Origin of the sequence: Gallaecimonas aegicerasi (assembly GCF_045291545.1) — a bacterium.
Lineage (GTDB): Bacteria > Pseudomonadota > Gammaproteobacteria > Enterobacterales > Gallaecimonadaceae > Gallaecimonas.
In genome coordinates this window covers 90477-111010 of the sequence record NZ_CP149514.1, presented here as the reverse complement: position 1 = coordinate 111010, position 20534 = coordinate 90477, and the positions used below count along the sequence as shown (strand labels likewise).

Genomic DNA, 20534 nt, shown 5'->3' with positions numbered 1-20534 from the left:
AGGCGGGATGCCACCGTGAGGGATACCATGCGCTACCTGCTGCCGTTATTGCTGTTATTTTCGCCGTTTTTTTCTCTTCCAGCCCACGCGGCTGACGACAGTAAGGCCCAGACTCAACCTGAGTATGGTTACTACGAATTGAACCCGGATATCATCACCAATTATCTGGGCGACAAGCCACATCTGGGGTATTTGCGGGTCAGTGTTCAGTTGATGGTCAAAAATAAGGCCAAGCTGGCAATACTGGAGCTACATGCACCATTGCTGCGTGATGCCATTATCCAGCTGATCGGTGACCGTACCGGTGATCAGGTCAAATCCCTGATTGGTCGCGAGAAGCTCCGTAAGGATTGCCTCAAGGCAGTGCAGGAGTTATTGCAAGCCGAAACCGGCGATCCTACCGTCGACGACCTGCTGTTTACCAAATATCTCTATTACTGAGCTTTTTTGTGTCCGGCAAAGGGCACCAACGCCAAAGCCGCGCCGGCAATCAGGCCCCACAGATGGGCCTGATTGGCAATAGGCAGCCCCAAGCCAACAAACCCCAGAACCAGCCAGGCCAGCATAAAAATCACCAGCACATTGGGTAAGCCAATGCCGCGCTGTGGATAAACCAACCCCGATAGCCAGAAGTAACCAAACAAACCGTAGACCACCCCTGACAAGCCACCAAAAGCCGGGCCAGTATCGAGAAACTGCGCCAAATTGCCGGCAAAGCCAGTGACCAGCATCAACGCCAGCAGGTGCACACTGCCCAGGCGTTTTTCCAAAATACCGCCCAGTTGCCACCACCACAGCAGATTAAAGAGAATATGCAGCACAGAAAAATGCAGCAGTACCGGGGTAATGAGCCGATAGGCATTACCGATATCCACCGCGGCCAGTGACCGGGGGAAGGCCAAGGCATCATAAAGGCCCCGCATTCCCAGTAGCGCCGACAGGTAAATTGCTACACAGGCAGCCAACACCAGCCAGGTAACGGGCCCGGCGCTGTGGCGAAGTGAACGCATCTGACTCTGGTACTGAAAAACCGGCCGGTCGGTAGCCGGTGACTGCCAGCTGGCCGCCTGGTAACGGGGGTGGCCTGGGTCATCAAGAAACTGCTGCCAGGCTGACGCCAGCCAGTCAGGCTGCGGCGGCGCCACTTCAATGACCACACCACCTTCAGCCGGTTGCATTCTGGCTCGCAACCCCTGCCCTTGCAGGTAATCAACAAAGCCTTGCGCTAACCGTGGGTCAGGAAAGGGACCCAGCTTCCTGATCTCGGACATAGGGATATACCTTGCGCCAGGCTTCAAAACCGCCGTCTAGACTGTAAACTTCTTCAAACCCTTGCTGGATCAGATACTGCGCCACGCCCTGGCTGGACATGCCGTGATAGCAGCAAACTATTACCGGCGTATCAAAGTCAGCCTCGGCCATAAACTGGCTGAGAGTACCGTTTGTCAGGTGGAAAGCGCCTTCTACGTGCCCGGCCGTAAAACTAGCCTCATCACGCACATCCACCAGCCTTACCTGACCACCATTTAACTTTTCAAACGCATCAGCGATTGATATATGGGCGAACTGCTCCATACAATACCTCTTTGGTTATGCCGCTCTAGCATACCCTTTTCTTGGCATTGTTCGTTAACTTCGCCAACGCTTTTGGTTAAGCTTTACCCAGAACACCCTCAGGATGTATCCATGGCCACCATTAAAGATGTCGCCAACAAAGCTGGCGTCAGCATTTCTACCGTTTCTCATGTGCTCAACAGCACGCGCTTTGTGGCAGAAGCCACCAAGGAGCGGGTTTATCAGGCCATCAAGGAGCTGAACTACGCCCCCTCAGCGGTAGCTCGCAGCCTTAAGGTCAACCGCACCCGTACCCTGGGCATGCTGGTGACCACTTCAACCAACCCGTTTTTTGCCGAGGTGATCCGGGGAGTTGAAGAGACCTGTGCTGCCCAGGGCTATACATTGATTTTAAGCAGTTCAGGGGGCGATCCACTGCGCCAGCAAGCCAGCCTGAAAATGCTGATTGAAAAACGTGTGGACGGTATTTTGGTGATGCTTTCTGAGGATGCGTCGGAGCTTTACAACCTGCTCGGCACTCACCCCGAGCTGCCCCAGGTGTTGATGGAGTGGGGACATACCCAAGGTGATATTTACCGCATTCATGACAACCCCGAGCAAGGGGGTTACCTGGCAACCCGGCACCTCATTGATAAAGGTCACACGGCCATCGGTTGTATTACCGGCCCGGCCGACAAGAGCCTGACCATTGACCGCCTGGCGGGCTTTCGCCGGGCCATGCAGGAAGCCGGCCTACAGGAGAACCCGCAATGGATCATTGAGGGGGACTTCGAGCCCGAAGGTGGTTACGCCGCTGCCGAAGCCTTGTTTGCCAAGCCGACCCAGCCTACCGCTTTGTTTGTATTTTCTGATCCCATGGCGCTGGGGGTACTCAGTGCCGCCCACCAGCATGGTAAGCGGGTACCCGACGACTTGTCTGTGATCGGCTACGATGATGTACCCATGGCCAATTACTTCAGCCCACCGCTGACTACCATCCATCAACCTAAATACCGGTTGGGGCAAAAAGCCGCGGCGATTTTGCTGGCAAAAGTGAATAAGGAAGAGCCGCAGAGCAAAGTATTAACTCTGCATCCGGAACTGATTGAACGGAGTTCGGTTCGTGACCTGGCTTAAGGGACTACTGGCACGCTACGACGCCTGGGCGCTGCGCTGGGGGCTACACCCCTGCTATAAACGCAGCTGCGTGGCGCAGCCGCGTGAACAACAGGACCAGCCTAGATCGCCATCGGCATAACGCGATTGCGGCCCAACCTCTTGGCTTCATAAAGCTGGCGGTCGGCCTCTTCCACCAGCTGCACGGCGTTGGCACCACCCTTGCCATGGGCGACACCAAATGAGGCGGTAATGTTGCCGATTTTCTTGCCCGCACGACGGTCAGTCACCACCACTTTCTCAACTAACCCGCGCAACGTTTCAGCACGGCGCCGGGCGACCGCCAGGTTATCCGGCAAAATGATCGCGAACTCTTCACCACCGAAGCGATAGGCTCGTACACCATGTTTGGCAAATTCCGCCAATTTACGGGCAGTGGCTTTGAGTACCTGGTCACCCAGTACATGGCCGTAGCTGTCATTGACGTTTTTAAAGTGATCCAAATCCATCAGGATCAGTGAAACCGGCTCATGGCGGGCGGCCAGCTCCATATCAAAGGCGCGGCGATTATAAAGGCCGGTCAGGACGTCAACCAGTGCATCCTCGCGGCTTCGCTCCAGAGCATCACGTAACTTAGACACTTCCTGCTCGGCACTACTCAAGCGTTGCTGTAAAAACAGTGTGCTGCCTTCCATGTCTTTAGCGTCACGCACCAGAGCGCGTACTTCTTCGAGCAAGTGTTCCAGCGCAGTGCCACCTTCATCAATATCAGCCAAGCGCTGAAAACGGCTGCGCAGTTGCTTGTGAAACTGCGCCGCATCATTGCTGGAATCACTGAGGGTAGAACTTAGTTCGTTGGACAGAGCCAGTAAGCTGTCATTGAGCGCCTGGGCGTCACGCCAGCGCCGGTCGGCCAGATGCGCCTGATACAACAGCCCGGCTGACGCCGGTGAAATGGCATCGTCACTGGCCAGGGTTTTATCAACAGCATCATTTAACTCAGGGTTTTGCTCACTGGCATAGACGTACCACAAGCTGTAATGCTCAGGTGTTGGCGGGAGCTTGTATTTGCTCAGCAAACCCAAGGTCCTTTTGAAGAGATCGTACACTGGGCTCATAGTGACAACATCTGTTCCTTTTGTGTTTATCCTAAACCAGTTTGTCTTTTCTTTCCCAAAAAGATTGGGTTAGCCTTAACTGTTCCGATTTGTTCTCAAGGATGACACATGCGCCACGTGGTAATGCTCGCCGCAGCTTTACTCTCTTTACCCGCCTCAGCCACTTACAACACCGCTTTGGTCGCCTACCAGCATCAGCAGTACGCTAAAGCTTTTAAAGACTTTCAACAGACAGCCAGACTGGGCCAAGCACAATCACAATTTAATTTGGCGCTGATGTACGGCAAAGGCCAGGGCACCACAGCCGACCTGATACAGTCGTACGCCTGGTTGAGTGTAGCGGCCGACAACGGTAACGCCAGGGCTGCTGCTATTAAAGGCCAGCTGCTGAACCAACTGCCCCCGGCACGCATGCCTGCCGCCGCTAAAGCCGCTTATGCGCTAAAACAGCGCTATGGTAAAAAAGCATTGCAGCAAACCTTGTTGCCGGTCAAAGGCTCCGCTGACAAGACCCCTCGGCTTAAGCCTCCAAAAGCTATCAAGCGCGTCGAACCGCGTTATCCGATGGCAGCCGCAGATCGATTGCAGGTGGGTTTTGTGGTCATGAACTTTGACATCAACAAAGCCGGGCAGGTGGAAAATGTACTGGTGATCAATGCCGAGCCAGCGAAGGTATTTAATCATGCTGCCCTTACTGCTATTCGCCAGTGGCGCTTTACGCCACCGCTAGACGCCAACGGTAAGCCTCAGCGTTATGATGGCAAGAATATGATTTTTGACTTTCGCATGCACGGCGTGCGTGTCGATGAGCAACGCATAAAAGCCTCACAAGACAAACTGAGTAAATACGCCCAACAAGGTAATCCAGTAGCCCAGTACCGCTTAGCCGGGATGCTGGAATGGAAGCAAAATATGCACTCAAAGTGGCGTTTAAATGGCGCTCCCGACGCGGCCTATCAGGCTCCCCCTTTAAAGCAAACACGATATGCCTGGCGCAAACCCTCTGTTGTGGTTCGCCCTGGCAAAGACCAATCACCATTGATGTGGCGTGTGGTATTTTCACTCAATGCCAACGGGCGCCCCACTAACGTCGCGCTGACCCGTGACAGCACTACCCGCTGGGGTGACGCCATTATCCGCGAGCTGAAAGAATATCAGTTTAGCCCCACAGCTACCGTACCGCCCGGCGCCCGTTATATTGCCGCCATTACCACAGATGCAGCGCACGATCGGATATCCGTAGGCCCGGCAAAACATGATTACTGGCCGCGCATCGATAAACTGGTTATTCAAGCCGCTCAAGGCGGCATCAAAGAAGCGCAATACCAGCTGGGCGTTAAGGTGTTGCGTGGCGTGTATTATCAGCAGGATACAAAAAAGGCCAAGCGCTGGCTGAACCTGGCGGCAGCGCAGGGTTTTCAGCCGGCAAAACGGTTGCTGACCGCGCTTCACCAAGCTGCGAAGGCTAACAGGGCACCATAGTAATGCAGCCTAAAAAACCGGCCATCAGGCCGGTTTTTTAGGCTGCTGTTCAGAGTTTTCGAGCTGCGAGAACTTCGTTATAACGGCTCATATCCCAACCACGGTCTTTGGCTTCATCACGGGCTTTTTTACGATAATGCGCTGCTTTTTTCGCGTTATGCTGTAATGACCAAGCCTTGCCTAGAACAGCGTAAGTTACGGGGTCATCGTGATTATCTGCGGCTTCATTGGCTAACTTGGTAGCTTCGTCCAGATTAGTCGGGTTATTTGGCAGGTGGTTCAGAATCAACTGTGCCAGTTCACGCTTAGCCAGCCAACGGCCTTGCTGTGCCGCTAATGACAGCCATTTTTGCGCTTTCTTCCAGTCATCATTTACCCCGTTGCCATTAGCCAGTGCTATGCCTAAGGCCTCTTGCGCTGCAGCATCATTCTGCATTGCCGCCATCTGTAACCAGCGTAATCCCTTTTGCCGGCTCACTTGGTAGCCCTGTCCAAGCAAAAGCTGACTACCTAACTGGTACTGTGCTTTGACAAAACCGCCTTTGGCCGCATCGATATACAACTCCTCGGTATTTTTATGGCGAAAAGCAGGACTGATAAGCAATTTATTTTCATGTCTGAAAATACTGTATTTGGCGACATAGACCTGGTGTGGTTTAGGCGGTACTTCAGTACCAAACTGGCGTTTACGTAGGTCATCTTCAATGGCCTTATCCCATTTTGCCTTCACTCCGTGAAGCATGGAGATGTGCTGTGGACGGCCCTTTTTATCAAGAGTGAAACGCCAACGCCATTGGTAAGGCACTTGTGAATTGGGCGTACTGATACCACTAGGTGTGTTGAAGTCTTGTGGTGAATGAGAGAGAGCTGGTGCGTTGAATTTATCTCCCGTATGAGGCTTGACGGTAAAGTCTTCGGCCACTGCATTACGCCAGTCGTAGAGTTTAGCCAGTTGGTACTGGGCCGCCGGATTACCTTGTTTTATCAGCGCTTCTAATTTAGTTGTGGTGGCATTGAATCGCCGGCTATCAATAATAGCCCCTTCGAGTTTGTAATCTAAACGAACGCGCAGACCTATAACGCGAGTGGGTTTGCCCTGAGCATCAACAGGGGGGCTATAACGCCAGTGCGACATGGCCTTTACAGCGCTTTTATTAAAAATACCTGCAGGAACAGCATCGATGATATGGACATTTTCGACACCACCGGCTTCGTTAACATCAAACATAACCTGGGTATAACCACTGATGTTTTTCTTCCCAGCTCGTACTGGGTAATGGGGGTTTTGGCGCTTGATCGGTGTAGTTAACGATTGTGTTGAATCCTGCCCAGGGCGTAGCTGCGGAAAAAGCGTCGCGGTCAGTGCTTTTTTGCCATAAAGCGCAAGAATTGTATTGGCTCGCTTAGTTGCTAGTGGGCGCTGATCTGCTGGCATTGCTGACAAAATTTGCAAAGCAGCTTCCTTGGCTTCTTTCATGCCATTGTCGGCGGCAGCTTTGAACCAGGCATAGGCGAGGGGAAGGCTTTTTTCTACACCTTGACCTTGATAGTAGAGGACACCAAAATTGAATTGTGCCTGTGGGTGCCCAAGGATAGCTGATGCCTTAAAGTCAGCCAGCGCAGTTTGATAGTCGTGCTGACGATATGCGTTTAAAGCATCATTATAATTGGCAAGGGCGGGGCTTGTTGCTAGAACACCACAGAGCAGAATAAAGGTACGCATGTTTCATCCTTGATAACAAATTGGAACAGTTGAGCCTAACCCAATTTCTTTGGGAAAGAAAAGAGGAGCTTGCTCAAGCGCAATTTAATCAGGCTCCGGTGTATAGCAAACTACTGAGTCAATAACCCACCTGCAAAAATACTGGCCGCCGCGTATGAACTAACAGCACTATGACAAAGAGGTGCTGCTAGCTAATAGTCAAAATAACTAAATTACCCCATTAAACGGCTAAGGACGCTTAAGCGTGTCTACCTATTAAGCCGATGGTTGCTGTAGGCAGAATGTAGGTGAGTTGCGTGGTTATGAACTTTGGCACCAACAAAACTGGGAAAGTAGAAAATACACTGGTGAACAATACTCAACAGCTAAGGTGTTTGCCCCATGCGACCATCAAAAAGGTGGCGAGCGCCTCTTGAGGTAACGAGTGGTGTGCACACTCAATGCACATGTAAAAAACCGGCCGTCAGGCCGGTTTTTCTTAGTTCCAGTCGAGGATAACCTTGCCGCTGTGGCCGGAGGCCATGGCTTCAAAGCCTTGCTGGAAGTCGTCCACCTTGTAGTGGTGAGTGATGATGGGCGTCAGATCCAGGCCGGACTGCACCAAAGAGGCCATCTTGTACCAGGTTTCAAACATTTCCCGGCCGTAAATGCCTTTTATCACCAGGCCTTTGAAAATCACCTGATTCCAGTCAATAGCCATGTCGCCCGGGGGAATACCCAGCATGGCGATTTTGCCACCGTGGTTCATGGTATCGAGCATTTGCCGGAAGGCTTGTGGCACGCCGGACATTTCCAGGCCTACATCAAAGCCCTCGGTCATGCCTAAATCACGCATCACCTCTCGCAGGTTTTCCTTACCCACGTTCACCGCCCGAGTCGCCCCCATTTTCGTGGCCAGCTCCAAGCGATAGTCGTTGACGTCGGTGATCACCACATGGCGCGCACCAACATGGCGGGCCACTGCCGCAGCCATGATACCAATAGGGCCAGCGCCGGTGATCAGCACATCCTCCCCCACCAGATCAAAGCTCAGCGCCGTATGTACGGCATTACCAAAGGGGTCAAAGATGGCGGCAATGTCATCCGGTACGTTATCAGGCAATTTGAAGACGTTATACGCCGGGATCACCAGATACTCGGCAAAAGCCCCCGGGCGGTTGACACCGACACCAACGGTATTACGGCACAAATGTACCCGGCCAGCCCGGCAGTTACGGCAGTGGCCACAGGTAATGTGGCCTTCACCGGAAACCCGGTCGCCAATGTTATAGCCGCGCACTTCCTGACCGATTGCCACGATTTCACCGACATACTCGTGCCCCACTACCATCGGCACAGGAATGGTGCTCTGTGCCCAGTCATCCCAGTGGTAGATATGCATATCGGTGCCACAAATGGCGGTCTTGTTAATCTTGATCATGACATCGTTGTGGCCCAGCTCAGGCTTGTCCACATCGACCATCCAGATCCCTTTCTCAGCATGCTGTTTGGCGAGCGCTTTCATCAGTCCACTCCTTAAATGACGCCCAGCTCTTTGCCGACGGCAATAAAGGCATCAATAGCTTGGTCAAGCTGCGCCCGGCTGTGGGCAGCAGACATCTGGGTACGAATACGAGCCTGGCCACGCGGCACCACCGGGAAACTAAAGCCGACCACATAAATACCTTTGGCCAGCATTTTCTCAGCAAAGGTTTTTGCCAGCTTGGCATCACCCAGCATCACCGGAATGATGGCATGGTCGGCACCGGCCAGTTCGAAGCCGGCGGCGCTCATCCGCTCACGGAAATAAGCGCTGTTGTCCCACAATGTCTGGCGCAGCTCGGCGCCTTCACTGAGCATGTCCAGCACCTTGATAGAGGCACTGACAATGGCCGGCGCCAGGGAGTTGGAAAACAGATAGGGGCGGCTGCGATTACGCAGCATTTCCACCACTTCCTTTTTCGCTGCGGTATAGCCACCGGAAGCACCGCCCAGCGCTTTACCCAGGGTGCCGGTAATGATGTGCACGCGGTCCATGCATTGGTGGAATTCATGGACACCACGGCCACCCTCACCGACAAAACCAACAGCGTGGGAGTCGTCAACCATGACCAGCGCGTCGTATTGCTCCGCGAGATCACATACCCCGGGCAGGTTGGCAATAATGCCATCCATAGAGAACACGCCGTCAGTGGCAATCAGCTTGAAGCGCGCACCTGCGGCATCCGCTGCTTTGAGCTGCTCTTCGAGGCTGGCCATATCATTGTTTTTATAGCGAAAACGCTTGGCCTTGCAGAGCCGTACACCATCGATGATGGAGGCATGGTTCAGCTCGTCAGAGATAATGGCATCTTCCGGCCCCAGCAGGGTTTCAAAAAGGCCGGCGTTGGCATCAAAGCAAGAGGAATAAAGGATGGCGTCTTCCATGCCCAAAAAGGCGGCAATTTTTTGTTCCAGCACTTTATGGCTGTCTTGGGTGCCGCAGATAAAGCGTACCGAGGCCATGCCAAAACCATGGGTATCGAGGCCTTCTTTAGCGGCAGCAATCAACGCCGGATGGTTAGCCAAACCAAGGTAATTGTTAGCGCAGAAGTTCAGCACATCGTCGTTACCGACGTGAATGGCCGCCTGCTGGGCGCTGGTGATGATGCGCTCGTCTTTGTACAGGCCTTCTTCTTTTAGTGTGGCCAGTTCCTGGCGCAGGTGATCAAACAGCTTGGCACTCATAACGGCTCCCCCAATTCGGATTCGGCGCTATTGTAGCTGATACCGCAGCGCGAAACAGTCAGACCACCGCAGGTCGCTTGACGTTTGCGTCAAGCTGCGATGACAGTCAGCGGGTACGTTGGGCCAGCCGCTGATAATGGTCTTCCAGGCGAGCGATGGTCTCACGCGCCTGAGGCGCCAGGTAGGGGCGGATCAAAAACAGGACTTTCAATACCCCCTGGTAAATCACCGGCCGGGTAATGGCTGCTTCTACCGCCTGGGAGGTCTGGTAGCTGATCCAGAAGGTCACCATGATTTTTACGGTGTGCGCCAGATCCGGCAGGTCTTGGTCATCAATAATAAGAATGGCTTCGTTTTTGAGCGAACGCAGGATCGCAATCACCCGCTCTGCCAGCTGCTGCTGTACCTCAAAATATTCCTGATGCAGGGCTGGGTTACGGGCCAGAATATCCGGCAGGCTGGCGTAGAAAAAACGGAACTCCCACATGGTGTAAAACACCCCGTCCAGATAGCTCATCAGCACATCCAGGGTCGGGCCATCATCATGGGGGGTAAAGGCGGTTTCCAGGTGGCGGACATACTCGCCAAAGATGGCGTGGACAATGTCCTCCTTATTGCGGAAATGATAGTATAGGTTGCCTGGACTGATGCCCAAATGGGCAGCAATGTGATTGGTGGTGACGTTACGCTCACCCTTTTCATTAAACAGTGCCAGGCTGGCGTTGAGGATTTTATCGCGGGTTTTCATTGTTCTTATGGGCCTTTCGCCATTTAACAACGAGTCTATCACGCACTTTGCAGCCATGGCACACAGGGGAACTGGATGATCATCGTAACCGGCGGCGCAGGGTTTATCGGCGCCAATATTGTCAAAGCACTCAATGACCGTGGCTACCGCGACATCGTGGTGGTAGATGACCTGCGTGACGGCACGAAATTTACCAACCTGGCCGATTTGGATATTGCCGATTACCTGGACAAGGACGATTTCATCGCCCGTATTGTATCCGGGGAAGAGCTTGGCCCGGTTGATGCCATTTTCCATCAAGGCGCCTGTTCGGATACTACCGAGTGGGATGGCAAATTCATGATGGAAAACAATTACGAGTATTCCAAAGAGCTGCTGCACTGGTGTTTAGAGCGGGAAATCCCCTTCCTGTACGCTTCCAGTGCTGCCGTTTACGGTGGTAGCAGCGAGTTTCGTGAAGACCGTGACTGCGAAGGGCCACTGAACGTATACGGTTACTCCAAGTGGCAGTTTGACCAGTACGTACGCCGCATTTTACCGCAGGCTGAAAGCCAGGTAGTGGGCTTTCGCTATTTCAACATCTATGGCCCCCGCGAGCAGCACAAAGGCAAGATGGCCTCGGTCGCCTACCATCTGCACAACCAACTGAAAGAAGGCAACAACCCGCGCCTGTTCGCCGGTTACGACGGTTACCCCGACGGCGGCCAGCAGCGCGACTTTGTTTATGTTGCCGATGTCTGCAAGGTCAACCTGTGGTTCTTCGACCACCCGCACCTGTCCGGTATTTTTAACCTGGGCACCGGCCGCGCCGAGCCCTTCCAGCACATTGCCGATGCGGTGATCGCCCACCACGGTAAAGGCGAAGTGGAATACATTCCCTTCCCGGATGAGCTCAAAGGCCGCTATCAGAGCTTTACCCAGGCTGACATCAGCAAACTGCGCACAGTCGGCTACAAAGAGCCGTTTTTCACGGTTGCCGAAGGTGTCGCGGACTATTTGGCCTGGCTCGATAAGCGCGGATGAAACTGCTGGTTATCGGCCCGTCCTGGGTAGGCGATATGGTCATGGCCCAGGCGCTGTTCATGGATTTGCAGCAGCGCCACCCAGAGGCCAGCATTGATGTTTTAGCACCAGCCTGGTCGTTACCTATCATTGCCCGCATGCCGCAGGTGCACCGCGGCATTGCCGCTCCGTGGCAACATGGCAAGTTGCAACTCAAAGCCCAGTGGCGACTGGCCCAAAGCCTGAGAAAAACCGGCTACGACAAAGCCATCATTCTGCCCCGCTCATTCAAGTCAGCCTTGCTGCCTTTTCTGGCCGGCATTGGTGAACGGGTCGGCTTTAGTGGCGAAGGTCGCCGGCTGTTACTGACCGATGCCCGCAAACGCCGCCCCACCCGCCAGGGGCAAACGGTGATTGATAAAACCGTCTGGCGTTATCTGGGCCTCGGCGCCAGCCGTGCCGATTACGCCCGTTATCAGTTTGCAGTGCCGACGCCCAAGCTGCGTGTCGACCAAAGCAATGCCCAACGCATCCTGACGGAACTGGCATTAACCACTGAGCGGCCAGCCATTGCCCTGTGTCCTGGCGCCGAATATGGCCCGTCGAAACAGTGGCCTCTGGCCCGCCACCGCCAACTGGCCACGCAGCTGGTACAGCAAGGCTATCAGGTGTGGGTGATCGGGGGTGCCAAAGACAATGCCGCCGGTGACACCATTGCCGCCGAGCAACAGCACATCTACAACCTCTGTGGCAAAACCGAGCTGGCAGACACCGTTGATCTCTTTGCCCAATGCCAGGCGGTAGTCAGCCATGATTCCGGGCTGATGCACGTGGCGGCCGCCAGCGGCGCCAGAGTGGTTGCCATTTATGGCTCTACCAGCCCCGATTTCACCCCACCGCTCACCAACCAGGCCAGCATTATTCGCCAACCCATGGAGTGCAGTCCCTGCTTTGAACGCACCTGCCGCTTTGGCCACTACCACTGTCTGAGTACCATCACCGTAGAGCGGGTACTGGAGGCGACAGCCTGATGAAACTGAGCGCCGTGATCATCACCAAAGACGTGGCCCGCGATCTGCGCCGCTGCCTTGCCAGCCTCGATTTTGTCGATGAAATCGTGGTGCTTGATTCCGGCTCCAGCGACGAGACGGTCGCCGTAGCTGAGGCCGCCGGCGCCAAAGTCTTTCACAGCACCGACTGGCCAGGCTTTGGGCCGCAACGCCAGCGCGCCCAGCAATACGCTCAGGGCGAATGGCTATTGTGGGTGGATGCCGATGAAGTCATAACGCCAGCCCTGCAAGCGAGCATTATCAATGCTCTGGATAACGATAAAGGCGGCACGGTATACCGCTTTAACCGGCTGTCACAGTTTCTGGGGCAGTGGATCTATCACTCGGGCTGGCACCCGGACCGTATCGTGCGTTTATACCGTCGGAATGAATACCGTTATGACGATGCTCAGGTACATGAAAAGGTAGCCTGCGCGGGTGCCAAAGTCGTTGATTTACCTGGCGTATTGGAACACTACACCTGCCAGGACCTCGCCCAGTTTCAGCAAAAGCAGCTACGCTATGCCCGCCAGTGGGCAGAACAACGTGCCGCCCGCGGCAAAAAAGCCGGCCTGGCCAGCATACTGATGCGCCCAGCCTTTCGTTTTATCCGCCAGTACCTGCTCAAGGGAGGCTTTCTGGACGGCCTGGGCGGGTTTATTCTGGCCAAGCTCGAAGCGCAATACGTATTCAATAAATACGTTATATTATGGGCGCTTAGCCGCCGTTAACGGTTTCTTCCAGAACCGCTTTAAGCTCTTCGGCACTTTGCTGCACGGTAAAATGGCTGGCAATGCGCGCTCGCGCAGCCTGACCCATGTTTCGGCAAAACTGTGCATCGCGCCATAACCGCTGAATACCGTCCGCAATCGCCGGAGCATCACCGGGTGCCACTTTGATACCGCTGATACCATCCTCGATCAGTTCCGCACTGCCACCGGTATCAGACACAATCGGAGCAACGCCATAGGCCATGGACTCAATAACCGTCTTCGGTAAGCCTTCGCGCTTAATCGATGGCAGCACCGACGCCTGGCAAGCCGCAATCAGAGCGGTGGCGTCACGGCGAAAGCCGGTCAGGTGAATTCGTTCAGCCATGGGGCTGGCCGCAATCAGCTTCCTGACTTCAGCGGTATCCATACCACCACCCACCAGTAGCAGGTGAATATTATTGTTTGCTGGCAGCAGATGCGTAGCCGCCAGTAGTACCGGCAAGCCTTTGCGGGGCCGGGCATTGGCCACACAGCCCACCACAAAGGCATCGGCAGGAATACCAAACGCCTGTAGATCGGCCGGTGTTTCGTCATACCAGGCCAAATCATGTCCTTTGTAAACCGCAACTACTTTCTCTTTAGGGCCCCAGACATGGCGCTGCAGATCGTCGCGGGTGGCTTTGGCAACACAGATAATGCGATCAACCCGGGGGTGCAGGTGGGTCAGATATACCGAGGGGTCCAGACGGCTGATGTTGCCAGTCTGGCCCCGGTACGTCAGTACCTTTACCGGCAGGCCCATGGCCGCCCAGTTAGCACAGGCTATCGCTTTGTTGTTAAAGCTATAAACGGCATCAAAAGCACCCTCTTGCAGTGTTTGACGGACTCGCCGGATAGCACTCAGTGACACCTTTTTGGCCGGGTGAAAGGGGATCACCGCCAGCCCGCAGGCCTTGAAACGGGCAACGTAATCGGCATCAGGCGCCGTCATGATGGTGACCGCCACGCCCAACTGCTGCAACGCAATGAGCATTTCGGCCTCTGGCCGCACGGCATTCCAGGTGTCCCGGTAGTCACTGATCACCAGCAGTTTCACGTTGCCTCCCCTCTGATTACGCACTGCGCCGCTATCCTACGGGGTTCAGCGGTGCTTTGCATGGTTTTTACCGCCCTTCGCTAATGGTCTGTAGCGGCCACTCTGGTGTATCCTTGGCGCCGGGGTGCTTGCCTGCCCAAACCCAGTAACGGTGAAGGATAAGATCATGACCATCAGGGTAATTTATCCAGGGACCTTTGATCCCATTACCAATGGCCATACCGATTTAGTGGAACGCGCTGCCCGGCTATTCAGCCAGGTGGTGGTGGGGGTTGCCGCCAATCCCTCGAAAAAACCCATGTTCAGCTTGGACGAAAGAGTGCAGCTGGCCCGTGATGTGGTTGCCCACCTGGACAACGTGGCTGTGGTTGGTTTTTCCGGGCTGCTTATCGACTTTGCCAGCCAGCAAGGCGCGACCGTTCTGATCCGCGGCCTGCGCGCCGTATCCGATTTTGAGTTTGAGTTTCAGCTGGCCAACATGAACCGGCGCCTGAAGCCGGATCTGGAATCCGTATTCCTCACTCCGGCGGAAGAAAACTCGTTTATTTCCTCAACGCTGGTCAAAGAAGTCGCCTTACATGGCGGTGATGTCAGTCAGTTTGTTCACCCCAAAGTTGCCGACGCGCTGGTCGCGAAAGTCCGCAGCTGACAAGGAATTGGTCAATGAAATATGCGTTGTCGTTGCTGGCTCTGTTAACCAGCTCCGCTATGGCCCGCGGGGTCAGCCCCTATCTGCCGCTGAATCAGTCTCCGGAAATTGAACGCCAAATAGAGCGGGTGTTAATGCTCGCCGACGATCCGGTCATGGCTCGCCCCATTGCCGCCGCCCGGGTACTGGATGCCTTACCCAAGGCTTGTAAAAAGGATGCGGTGCTGTGCGAGCAGGTGCGCCGTTACCTAAGCCGCTACATGAAGCCACTGGCCCTGACTCAGGCCGGTATTCGCCTGGCTGTTAACAGTGGCGCCGATAAAACCATTCCCAACCAGCGTGGCCGGGATACCGGCAGCCACTATCTGGTTAACGCCGCCGTGCAATGGCAGCCTTCCGATTATGCCTTGCTGAGCCTCGGTGGCAGCAGCTGGCAAGGCGGCCACTCACTGCAAAACAGCTACCTCAGTGTCGGCTATGAATACGCCCAACTGGACGTGGGCTACCGTGAACACTGGTACTCACCGATGCAAGACAGCGCCATGGTGATTTCCACCCAGGCACGGGCCATACCGTCTATTACCCTGTCCAACTACACGCCGCTGACCAGCTACCATATCCGCTATAACTTCTTCGTCGGAGCCTTATCCAATAGCGACCACATCGCCTACAACGGTGGTTTTACTGAGGGCCGGCCGCGCCTGGCAGGATTTCATCTGAGCTTTGAGCCGGTGCCCGGGGTGGCACTGGGCGTTAACCGCATTATGCAGTTTGGTGGCGGCGCTCGCGGCGGCAACAACATCAAGGATGTCTTTAAAGCCTTCTTTAATCCCACCAAAACCGATAACACCGGCCAGGGTAATGTCACCACCGCTAACGAGTTCGGTAATCAAATTGCTTCCTTCACAGCGAAGGCCAATTTTCAGGGCCGGGTACCGTTCAGCGTTTATATGGAGTACGCCGGCGAAGATACCTCCAAAGGGCAGAGCTGGGTGCTGGGCAACGCTGCCTTTTCCGGTGGCCTGCAGTTTCCGCACATCTTACCCCGGCTGGATCTGAGCTATGAATTTTCCGAATGGCAAAATGCCTGGTATGTCCATCACATTTACCGCGATGGCATGACCAATGAAGGGCATGTGCTTGGCCACTGGGCAGGTGATGAGCGGGTCTTTAACGATGGTATCGGCGGCCAGGCCCACAGCCTTATCGTCAACTGGGAACCGGTTGCTGGGCATCTACTGGAAGGCCGGCTGCGCACCTTAAAAAATGAAACCGCCTACGGCAGCAACCGTGCCCTTTATCACCGCGCTGTAGAGCTGGACCTACGTTACAGTACTACCTGGCACCAATATCTGGTTGGTGCTGAGCTGTATACCGGCAAAACCGTCTTTGGTGACCATTTCGCAAGCATTGGAGGCTTTATCCGATGGTAAAAACCGTCGCGTTACTGACATCAGCCCTGCTGTTTAGCAGCCTGGCTCACGCCGATTACCAACTGGAGCTGGGCGCCGGCATCAACAATGCCCAAACCAAGCTGGATATTGCCGACAATGTGACCCCGGTAACCAGCAGCGGCTGGAAAGTCGGTGGCCACCTCCATGCCGGTGTCCGGCGGCCTGTCAGCGCGCACAGCAGCTGGGGGATGGGCCTGGATTTAGACAGTGCCAACGGTAAGACGCTGGTATCGTTTAATGCTCTGGACTACCGCTACCTGTTTTCTGATAAATACAGCGTGGGCGCCTTCGTTGGTGGCGCCCGTTTGCAAGACGGTATTCCGGCCTGGGGCTATAGCTATGGGTTTTATGGGCGTTGGCAACATGCCTTGGCTGGTGCTGATCTGGAGTTGAAATACCACAAAGCCCGCCAAGTTGCTCGCGACAAACTATTACCCGGTGACCCACAAAACACGGTGACACAGGAAGTGTTCCGCACAGTAACGGTTCTCACTGTGTCATTGGTATGGCACTTCTGATTGCCAAACAGCTGCGCGGCTGGTGGCGGGCGCGGCGTAATCAGCGTAAAGCCCGTAAGCTTGCCAAGGCAAAAGCACGCCTTGATCAACGCTTTAGCGACGCGCCCTTTGAGCCGGCGGCCGTTAAAAATGTCGCCCTGTTGCGGTGGGATGACAAGCTCGGTGATGCCTTGATGTCCAGCCTGTTTATCAGCGCCCTGGCAGACGCCCGCCCTGATCTGCGTATTACGCTGCTGGCCGGGAAACAGGCTGCGGCCTTATTAGCTGGCTGCCCAGGCCTCCATCACATTGAAGTACTGGATAAACGTAGCCAGGGCACAGCCGAGCAGCTGGCCCGTTTTGCCGGCCAGTTTGATGCCGTGGTTGACCCCGGCACCCATATGAGTGCACTGGATCTTTATGCGCTGACACAGCTACGCGCGCCGCACTATATCGGCTGGCGCAAACAGGATTACCAGCTATTTGATGTCGCCATTGCACCGACGGCCGTCCATTTCGCTGACCGCTACCTGGCTGCTGCCGAACTACTAGCCCCTGGCAGGCCACTGGCCGGCCAGTTTTACTTACCGCAAGAACCCAGCCTGGATATCAGGCTCACGGGCCAGGGCCCAGCAGTTGTCATCAATCTCTTTGGTTCCTCGGTGCACCGGCGTTTTGATCGCCACAGTGCCAGCCAGCTGCTGCAATGGTGGCAACAGCACTACCCTGCACATCAGCTGTGGTTGTTACGTATTCCTGGCCAGGACAACTTCCTTGAGGAACTGGCCGCGCAATTTCCTGGCATCCAGATCACCCCCGGCCCAGCCAGCCTGGCCATGACCTTTGCACTGCTCCAGCAGGCCGATCTGGTTTTTACCCCCGACACCGCCGTTGTGCATTTTGCCAGCGCCTTGCAGCGACCATTGCTGGCTCTGTTCCAATACGGCCCGGATAACTTTGCCGAATGGGCGCCACGCAGCCCCCGGCAACAGGTGGTATTTACCCGCCAGCCGCAACATGCCAATGACAAAGTGAATGTGGCTGATTACAACCCTGATGATCTGGCCCGGGCCATCGACACATTGCTCGGGGCACCAGCATGAAACGCTGGTTACTGCAACAACTGGCTGGCCGCCGCCACCGTCACCGCCCGGCCAATGCCAAGCCTTGGTTATTGATCACCTATAACGGCTTGGGCGATATGCTGATGACCCTGCCGGTGATTAATGCCTTCACTGGCAGTGGTATTGCCTTGCAGGTACTGGCGCACCCGCGCAATGCCGGCGTGCTTCAGGGCCACCCGGCTATCGAACGCCTTTGGGTAGCCGACGCCAATAAGGCCCGAGCCCACCGTCAGCCAGACTGGCCCAGTGATGCCTATGAAAAAGTCATTTACCTGGGAGAACGGCTCAGCTTCCACCCACTGATGAACCTGCAACAGCTACGCTGCCAAGAACTGCTCAGCCTGCCCTTTAAAGCCCATCAGGTGCAGCAAAAAGCCCTGGATCCACTGGCGCTTAAGCTGGTAGACGGTTATCTGGGCGATGCCAGTGATGCACATTTTGCCAGCCGTATGGCCAGCGTGCTGGCGCCATTGGGGCTGACACCGGGGCACCCTGGGCTGCCCTTCACACCACCAGCCAAACGGCTCACCGCAGGCACTTGGCTCTTGAATCCTTGCGGCAGCCAGGAAGGCAATACCATGCCCGCTTCGCTGATCGCCCGCCTGCTCAGCAGGCTCCCAGGCCCGGTGGCGGCCTATAACAATCCCGGTAACCAGCAGCTACTCGCCCCCTGGCAGCAGCAGATCCAGTGGCTAACATCACCGACGGTAGCCGACGCTGCCGGCTGGCTGCTGGCCAGTACGGGGGTAATCAGCACCGATACCGGCATTGGCCACCTGGCTTGCAGCCTGGATGTGCCAACTCTGATTGTCCGTCGTGACGAGCACTGGCGTGCATGCTGCGATCCACTCTGGGGGACTCACAAGGTCGTAGTGGCCCACAGTGACCGTGACCTGGCAGCCATCAGCGACCAGGCTCTAGACGAAGCTATGCACTGGCTGCAGGCTCAGCGCTGGCAGGTGGCACAATAAACGGTACTGCGACCACCGATACGCACCTCTTTGAGCTCCCGGCCACATTGCAGGCACCCTTGGCCAGAGCGGCCATACACCGCCAATTGCTGAGCAAAGTAGCCCGGTTTGCCGTCGGCAGCAGTGAAATCCTTCAAGGTGGTGCCGCCCTGTTCAATGGCCTTGGCTAGTACCTGACGAATCGCCTCGGCCAGGCGCTGATACCGTGCCCGACTGATACTGCCAGCCGGGCGACGAGGGTCAATAGCCGCCATAAACAGTGCCTCGTTGGCGTAAATGTTGCCAACCCCCACCACCACGGCATTATCCATAATCAGGGTTTTCACCGGGATCTGCCGCTTACGGCTGAGGGCAAACAACCGCTCACCGTCGAAGCCGTCGGTAAGAGGCTCTGGCCCAAGCTTGGCCAGCAGCACATGCTGCTCACCCGGAGGCACATAAAGCCAGGCACCAAAACGACGCGGGTCGGTGTAGCGCATCACCATACCGTTACCCAGCACCATATCCACATGATCATGTTTGGCTATCGCAGTATCAGCCTGCACCATTCTCAATGCCCCGCTCATGCCCAGATGGACCAGGGCGCTGCCCATGGCGGTATTGATTAGCAGGTATTTGGCGCGCCGCTCAATACTGCTGATAGTCTGCCCCTCGAGTAGCGTCAGCGCCTCGGGGATCGGCCAACGCAGGCTGGGTTGGCGCACCACAATCTGCGCAATACGCTGGCCAGACAGGTGTGGCGAAATGCCGCGGCGGGTTGTTTCAACTTCTGGTAATTCAGGCATAACTCACAACGGATAGTAAAAAAGATACTGCTTCAGGCCGCTATAACGCTGACTGAGGCGACTCCGCCAGGCCAATAGCGGAGCAAAACCGTCCAGCGGATCTTCATCAAAGGTGGCCGCTGCCCACAGCAAAGAACCCATCAGGGCGTAATCACTGTACCCAGGTTGCTCACCGGCAAACCAGTCTTGCTCAGCCAACTTGTCTTCCAGCTCACTCAGCACCGTGTTAAGGCGGTCACTGTCGGCCTGCTGCGAACTTTGTTCCAATGTCATGCCGATCTGCGCCTCACGGGTGCGGCGAAAATAAGCCTGATCGCCCGGCGTCAGGTGGCCGTGGATCACTTTTAGCAAGAACCAGCGCAATGCCGGGTTAAGCTCGCTATCACACCAATGGCTGAATTGCTCGGCGCGCCCCTGCCCTTCCACAAAAAGCGGATGCTGCGGATACTGTTGTTCCAGATATAGCGCTATCTGCCAGGAGTCATGTACCCATTGATTGCCATCGTGGATCACCGGCACCTTACCCTGACCGGTTTTGGCTATCAGGGCTTTATCGTTGTATCGCCAGGGTACCGTTGTAAAAGGCAATTGCTTATGCCAGAGACAAAAATGGCTGCGCCAGCAGTAGGGGCTAAAACGGCGGTCCGGGTGGGCACCGGCCAGTTCGTAAAGTACCAGAGACATACTGTCCTCCCCGTGTTGAACTGAGCCAGCATACGCCACTGCTGGCATCGGCACCATCGCTAG

General features: G+C 55.4%; 21 protein-coding genes. 11 read left to right on the top strand and 10 right to left on the bottom strand.

Going from position 1 to position 20534, the window contains the following annotated elements; genetic code table 11:
• Positions 1–27 precede the first annotated feature (27 nt).
• On the top strand, positions 28–441 hold the full coding sequence (locus WDB70_RS00520; RefSeq protein ID WP_406665559.1) for a flagellar basal body-associated protein FliL: 414 nt from the start codon (positions 28–30) through the stop codon (positions 439–441).
• Here WDB70_RS00520 and glpG read toward each other — a convergent pair.
• Positions 435–1271 carry a rhomboid family intramembrane serine protease GlpG gene (gene glpG, locus WDB70_RS00515; protein ID WP_406665557.1) on the bottom strand — a complete coding sequence of 279 codons (837 nt, stop codon included), beginning with the start codon at positions 1269–1271 and terminating at the stop codon, positions 435–437. The two genes, WDB70_RS00520 and glpG, sit on opposite strands and share 7 nt — an antisense overlap.
• Positions 1237–1575 (bottom strand): thiosulfate sulfurtransferase GlpE, encoded by a 339-nt coding sequence (gene glpE, locus WDB70_RS00510; RefSeq protein WP_406665554.1) that lies wholly within the window; start codon positions 1573–1575, stop codon positions 1237–1239. The genes glpG and glpE overlap by 35 nt, the downstream gene beginning before the upstream one ends.
• Positions 1576–1686: 111 nt before the next feature.
• On the opposite strand from glpE, the gene WDB70_RS00505 reads away from it, so the two are divergent.
• Positions 1687–2691, top strand: coding sequence for a substrate-binding domain-containing protein (locus WDB70_RS00505; protein WP_406665552.1), 1005 nt, complete (start codon positions 1687–1689; stop codon positions 2689–2691).
• 101 nt (positions 2692–2792) lie between these two features.
• Here the strand turns inward: WDB70_RS00505 and WDB70_RS00500 are convergent, their stop codons facing one another.
• Positions 2793–3788: a GGDEF domain-containing protein gene (locus WDB70_RS00500; protein WP_406665550.1), complete on the bottom strand. Its 996-nt coding sequence runs from the start codon at positions 3786–3788 to the stop codon at positions 2793–2795.
• A 108-nt stretch (positions 3789–3896) separates the two neighbouring features.
• Here WDB70_RS00500 and WDB70_RS00495 point away from each other — a divergent pair, with 108 nt between their 5' ends.
• Positions 3897–5270: a TonB family protein gene (locus tag WDB70_RS00495; RefSeq protein WP_406665548.1), complete on the top strand. Its 1374-nt coding sequence runs from the start codon at positions 3897–3899 to the stop codon at positions 5268–5270.
• Between the two features lie 49 nt (positions 5271–5319).
• Here the strand turns inward: WDB70_RS00495 and WDB70_RS00490 are convergent, their stop codons facing one another.
• The 4 genes from WDB70_RS00490 to WDB70_RS00475 form a co-directional block, all read right to left on the bottom strand.
• A complete protein-coding gene (locus WDB70_RS00490) occupies positions 5320–6993 on the bottom strand; it encodes a TonB family protein (protein WP_406665546.1) in 1674 nt (557 codons plus the stop codon).
• A gap of 478 nt (positions 6994–7471) precedes the next feature.
• A complete protein-coding gene (tdh, locus tag WDB70_RS00485) occupies positions 7472–8497 on the bottom strand; it encodes an L-threonine 3-dehydrogenase (RefSeq protein WP_406665544.1) in 1026 nt (341 codons plus the stop codon).
• An 11-nt stretch (positions 8498–8508) separates the two neighbouring features.
• Positions 8509–9699, bottom strand: a complete 1191-nt coding sequence (locus WDB70_RS00480; RefSeq protein ID WP_406665542.1) for a glycine C-acetyltransferase — start codon at positions 9697–9699, stop codon at positions 8509–8511.
• Positions 9700–9805: 106 nt separating this feature from the next.
• Positions 9806–10447, bottom strand: coding sequence for a TetR/AcrR family transcriptional regulator (locus tag WDB70_RS00475; RefSeq protein ID WP_406665540.1), 642 nt, complete (start codon positions 10445–10447; stop codon positions 9806–9808).
• Positions 10448–10522: 75 nt separating this feature from the next.
• On the opposite strand from WDB70_RS00475, the gene rfaD reads away from it, so the two are divergent.
• Genes rfaD through WDB70_RS00460 form a run of 3 tightly spaced genes read left to right on the top strand, consistent with a single transcriptional unit; the run spans position 10523 to position 13229 of the window.
• Entirely contained in the window at positions 10523–11470 is a 948-nt protein-coding gene (rfaD, locus tag WDB70_RS00470; RefSeq protein ID WP_406665538.1) for an ADP-glyceromanno-heptose 6-epimerase, read from the top strand.
• Positions 11467–12480: a lipopolysaccharide heptosyltransferase II gene (gene waaF / locus WDB70_RS00465; RefSeq protein ID WP_406665536.1), complete on the top strand. Its 1014-nt coding sequence runs from the start codon at positions 11467–11469 to the stop codon at positions 12478–12480. The genes rfaD and waaF overlap by 4 nt, the downstream gene beginning before the upstream one ends.
• Complete coding sequence (locus WDB70_RS00460; RefSeq protein ID WP_406665534.1) at positions 12480–13229, top strand: glycosyltransferase family 2 protein; 750 nt, start codon at positions 12480–12482, stop codon at positions 13227–13229. Before waaF ends, WDB70_RS00460 begins: the two co-directional genes overlap by 1 nt.
• Here WDB70_RS00460 and WDB70_RS00455 read toward each other — a convergent pair.
• Complete coding sequence (locus tag WDB70_RS00455) at positions 13216–14307, bottom strand: glycosyltransferase family 4 protein (protein WP_406665532.1); 1092 nt, start codon at positions 14305–14307, stop codon at positions 13216–13218. The genes WDB70_RS00460 and WDB70_RS00455 overlap by 14 nt on opposite strands.
• A 166-nt stretch (positions 14308–14473) precedes the next feature.
• Between WDB70_RS00455 and coaD the strand changes: the two genes are divergently transcribed.
• The 5 genes from coaD to WDB70_RS00430 are packed head-to-tail and all read left to right on the top strand — an operon-like array spanning position 14474 to position 19002.
• A complete protein-coding gene (gene coaD, locus WDB70_RS00450) occupies positions 14474–14956 on the top strand; it encodes a pantetheine-phosphate adenylyltransferase (protein ID WP_406665530.1) in 483 nt (160 codons plus the stop codon).
• A gap of 14 nt (positions 14957–14970) precedes the next feature.
• Positions 14971–16389, top strand: a complete 1419-nt coding sequence (locus WDB70_RS00445; protein ID WP_406665528.1) for a capsule assembly Wzi family protein — start codon at positions 14971–14973, stop codon at positions 16387–16389.
• Positions 16383–16928: a hypothetical protein gene (locus WDB70_RS00440; protein ID WP_406665526.1), complete on the top strand. Its 546-nt coding sequence runs from the start codon at positions 16383–16385 to the stop codon at positions 16926–16928. The genes WDB70_RS00445 and WDB70_RS00440 overlap by 7 nt, the downstream gene beginning before the upstream one ends.
• Positions 16916–18010, top strand: a complete 1095-nt coding sequence (locus WDB70_RS00435; protein WP_406665524.1) for a glycosyltransferase family 9 protein — start codon at positions 16916–16918, stop codon at positions 18008–18010. The genes WDB70_RS00440 and WDB70_RS00435 overlap by 13 nt, the downstream gene beginning before the upstream one ends.
• Positions 18007–19002: a glycosyltransferase family 9 protein gene (locus WDB70_RS00430; protein ID WP_406665522.1), complete on the top strand. Its 996-nt coding sequence runs from the start codon at positions 18007–18009 to the stop codon at positions 19000–19002. The genes WDB70_RS00435 and WDB70_RS00430 overlap by 4 nt, the downstream gene beginning before the upstream one ends.
• Here the strand turns inward: WDB70_RS00430 and mutM are convergent.
• A complete protein-coding gene (mutM, locus tag WDB70_RS00425; protein WP_406665520.1) occupies positions 18978–19787 on the bottom strand; it encodes a bifunctional DNA-formamidopyrimidine glycosylase/DNA-(apurinic or apyrimidinic site) lyase in 810 nt (269 codons plus the stop codon). The genes WDB70_RS00430 and mutM overlap by 25 nt on opposite strands.
• Positions 19788–19790: 3 nt before the next feature.
• Positions 19791–20471: a glutathione S-transferase family protein gene (locus WDB70_RS00420; protein WP_406665518.1), complete on the bottom strand. Its 681-nt coding sequence runs from the start codon at positions 20469–20471 to the stop codon at positions 19791–19793.
• Between the last annotated feature and the right edge of the window lie 63 nt (positions 20472–20534).

Coding starts and splice junctions, on each gene's coding strand:
- coaD (WP_406665530.1), top strand. CDS start 14,474: ATGACCATCAGGGTAATTTATCCAGGGACCTTTGATCCCATTACCAAT.
- WDB70_RS00475 (WP_406665540.1), bottom strand. CDS start 10,447: ATGAAAACCCGCGATAAAATCCTCAACGCCAGCCTGGCACTGTTTAAT.
- tdh (WP_406665544.1), bottom strand. CDS start 8,497: ATGAAAGCGCTCGCCAAACAGCATGCTGAGAAAGGGATCTGGATGGTC.
- WDB70_RS00445 (WP_406665528.1), top strand. CDS start 14,971: ATGAAATATGCGTTGTCGTTGCTGGCTCTGTTAACCAGCTCCGCTATG.
- glpG (WP_406665557.1), bottom strand. CDS start 1,271: ATGTCCGAGATCAGGAAGCTGGGTCCCTTTCCTGACCCACGGTTAGCG.
- WDB70_RS00420 (WP_406665518.1), bottom strand. CDS start 20,471: ATGTCTCTGGTACTTTACGAACTGGCCGGTGCCCACCCGGACCGCCGT.
- WDB70_RS00430 (WP_406665522.1), top strand. CDS start 18,007: ATGAAACGCTGGTTACTGCAACAACTGGCTGGCCGCCGCCACCGTCAC.
- WDB70_RS00505 (WP_406665552.1), top strand. CDS start 1,687: ATGGCCACCATTAAAGATGTCGCCAACAAAGCTGGCGTCAGCATTTCT.
- glpE (WP_406665554.1), bottom strand. CDS start 1,575: ATGGAGCAGTTCGCCCATATATCAATCGCTGATGCGTTTGAAAAGTTA.
- waaF (WP_406665536.1), top strand. CDS start 11,467: ATGAAACTGCTGGTTATCGGCCCGTCCTGGGTAGGCGATATGGTCATG.
- WDB70_RS00460 (WP_406665534.1), top strand. CDS start 12,480: ATGAAACTGAGCGCCGTGATCATCACCAAAGACGTGGCCCGCGATCTG.
- WDB70_RS00490 (WP_406665546.1), bottom strand. CDS start 6,993: ATGCGTACCTTTATTCTGCTCTGTGGTGTTCTAGCAACAAGCCCCGCC.
- rfaD (WP_406665538.1), top strand. CDS start 10,523: ATGATCATCGTAACCGGCGGCGCAGGGTTTATCGGCGCCAATATTGTC.
- WDB70_RS00500 (WP_406665550.1), bottom strand. CDS start 3,788: ATGAGCCCAGTGTACGATCTCTTCAAAAGGACCTTGGGTTTGCTGAGC.
- WDB70_RS00520 (WP_406665559.1), top strand. CDS start 28: ATGCGCTACCTGCTGCCGTTATTGCTGTTATTTTCGCCGTTTTTTTCT.
- WDB70_RS00495 (WP_406665548.1), top strand. CDS start 3,897: ATGCGCCACGTGGTAATGCTCGCCGCAGCTTTACTCTCTTTACCCGCC.
- mutM (WP_406665520.1), bottom strand. CDS start 19,787: ATGCCTGAATTACCAGAAGTTGAAACAACCCGCCGCGGCATTTCGCCA.
- WDB70_RS00435 (WP_406665524.1), top strand. CDS start 16,916: ATGGCACTTCTGATTGCCAAACAGCTGCGCGGCTGGTGGCGGGCGCGG.
- WDB70_RS00480 (WP_406665542.1), bottom strand. CDS start 9,699: ATGAGTGCCAAGCTGTTTGATCACCTGCGCCAGGAACTGGCCACACTA.
- WDB70_RS00440 (WP_406665526.1), top strand. CDS start 16,383: ATGGTAAAAACCGTCGCGTTACTGACATCAGCCCTGCTGTTTAGCAGC.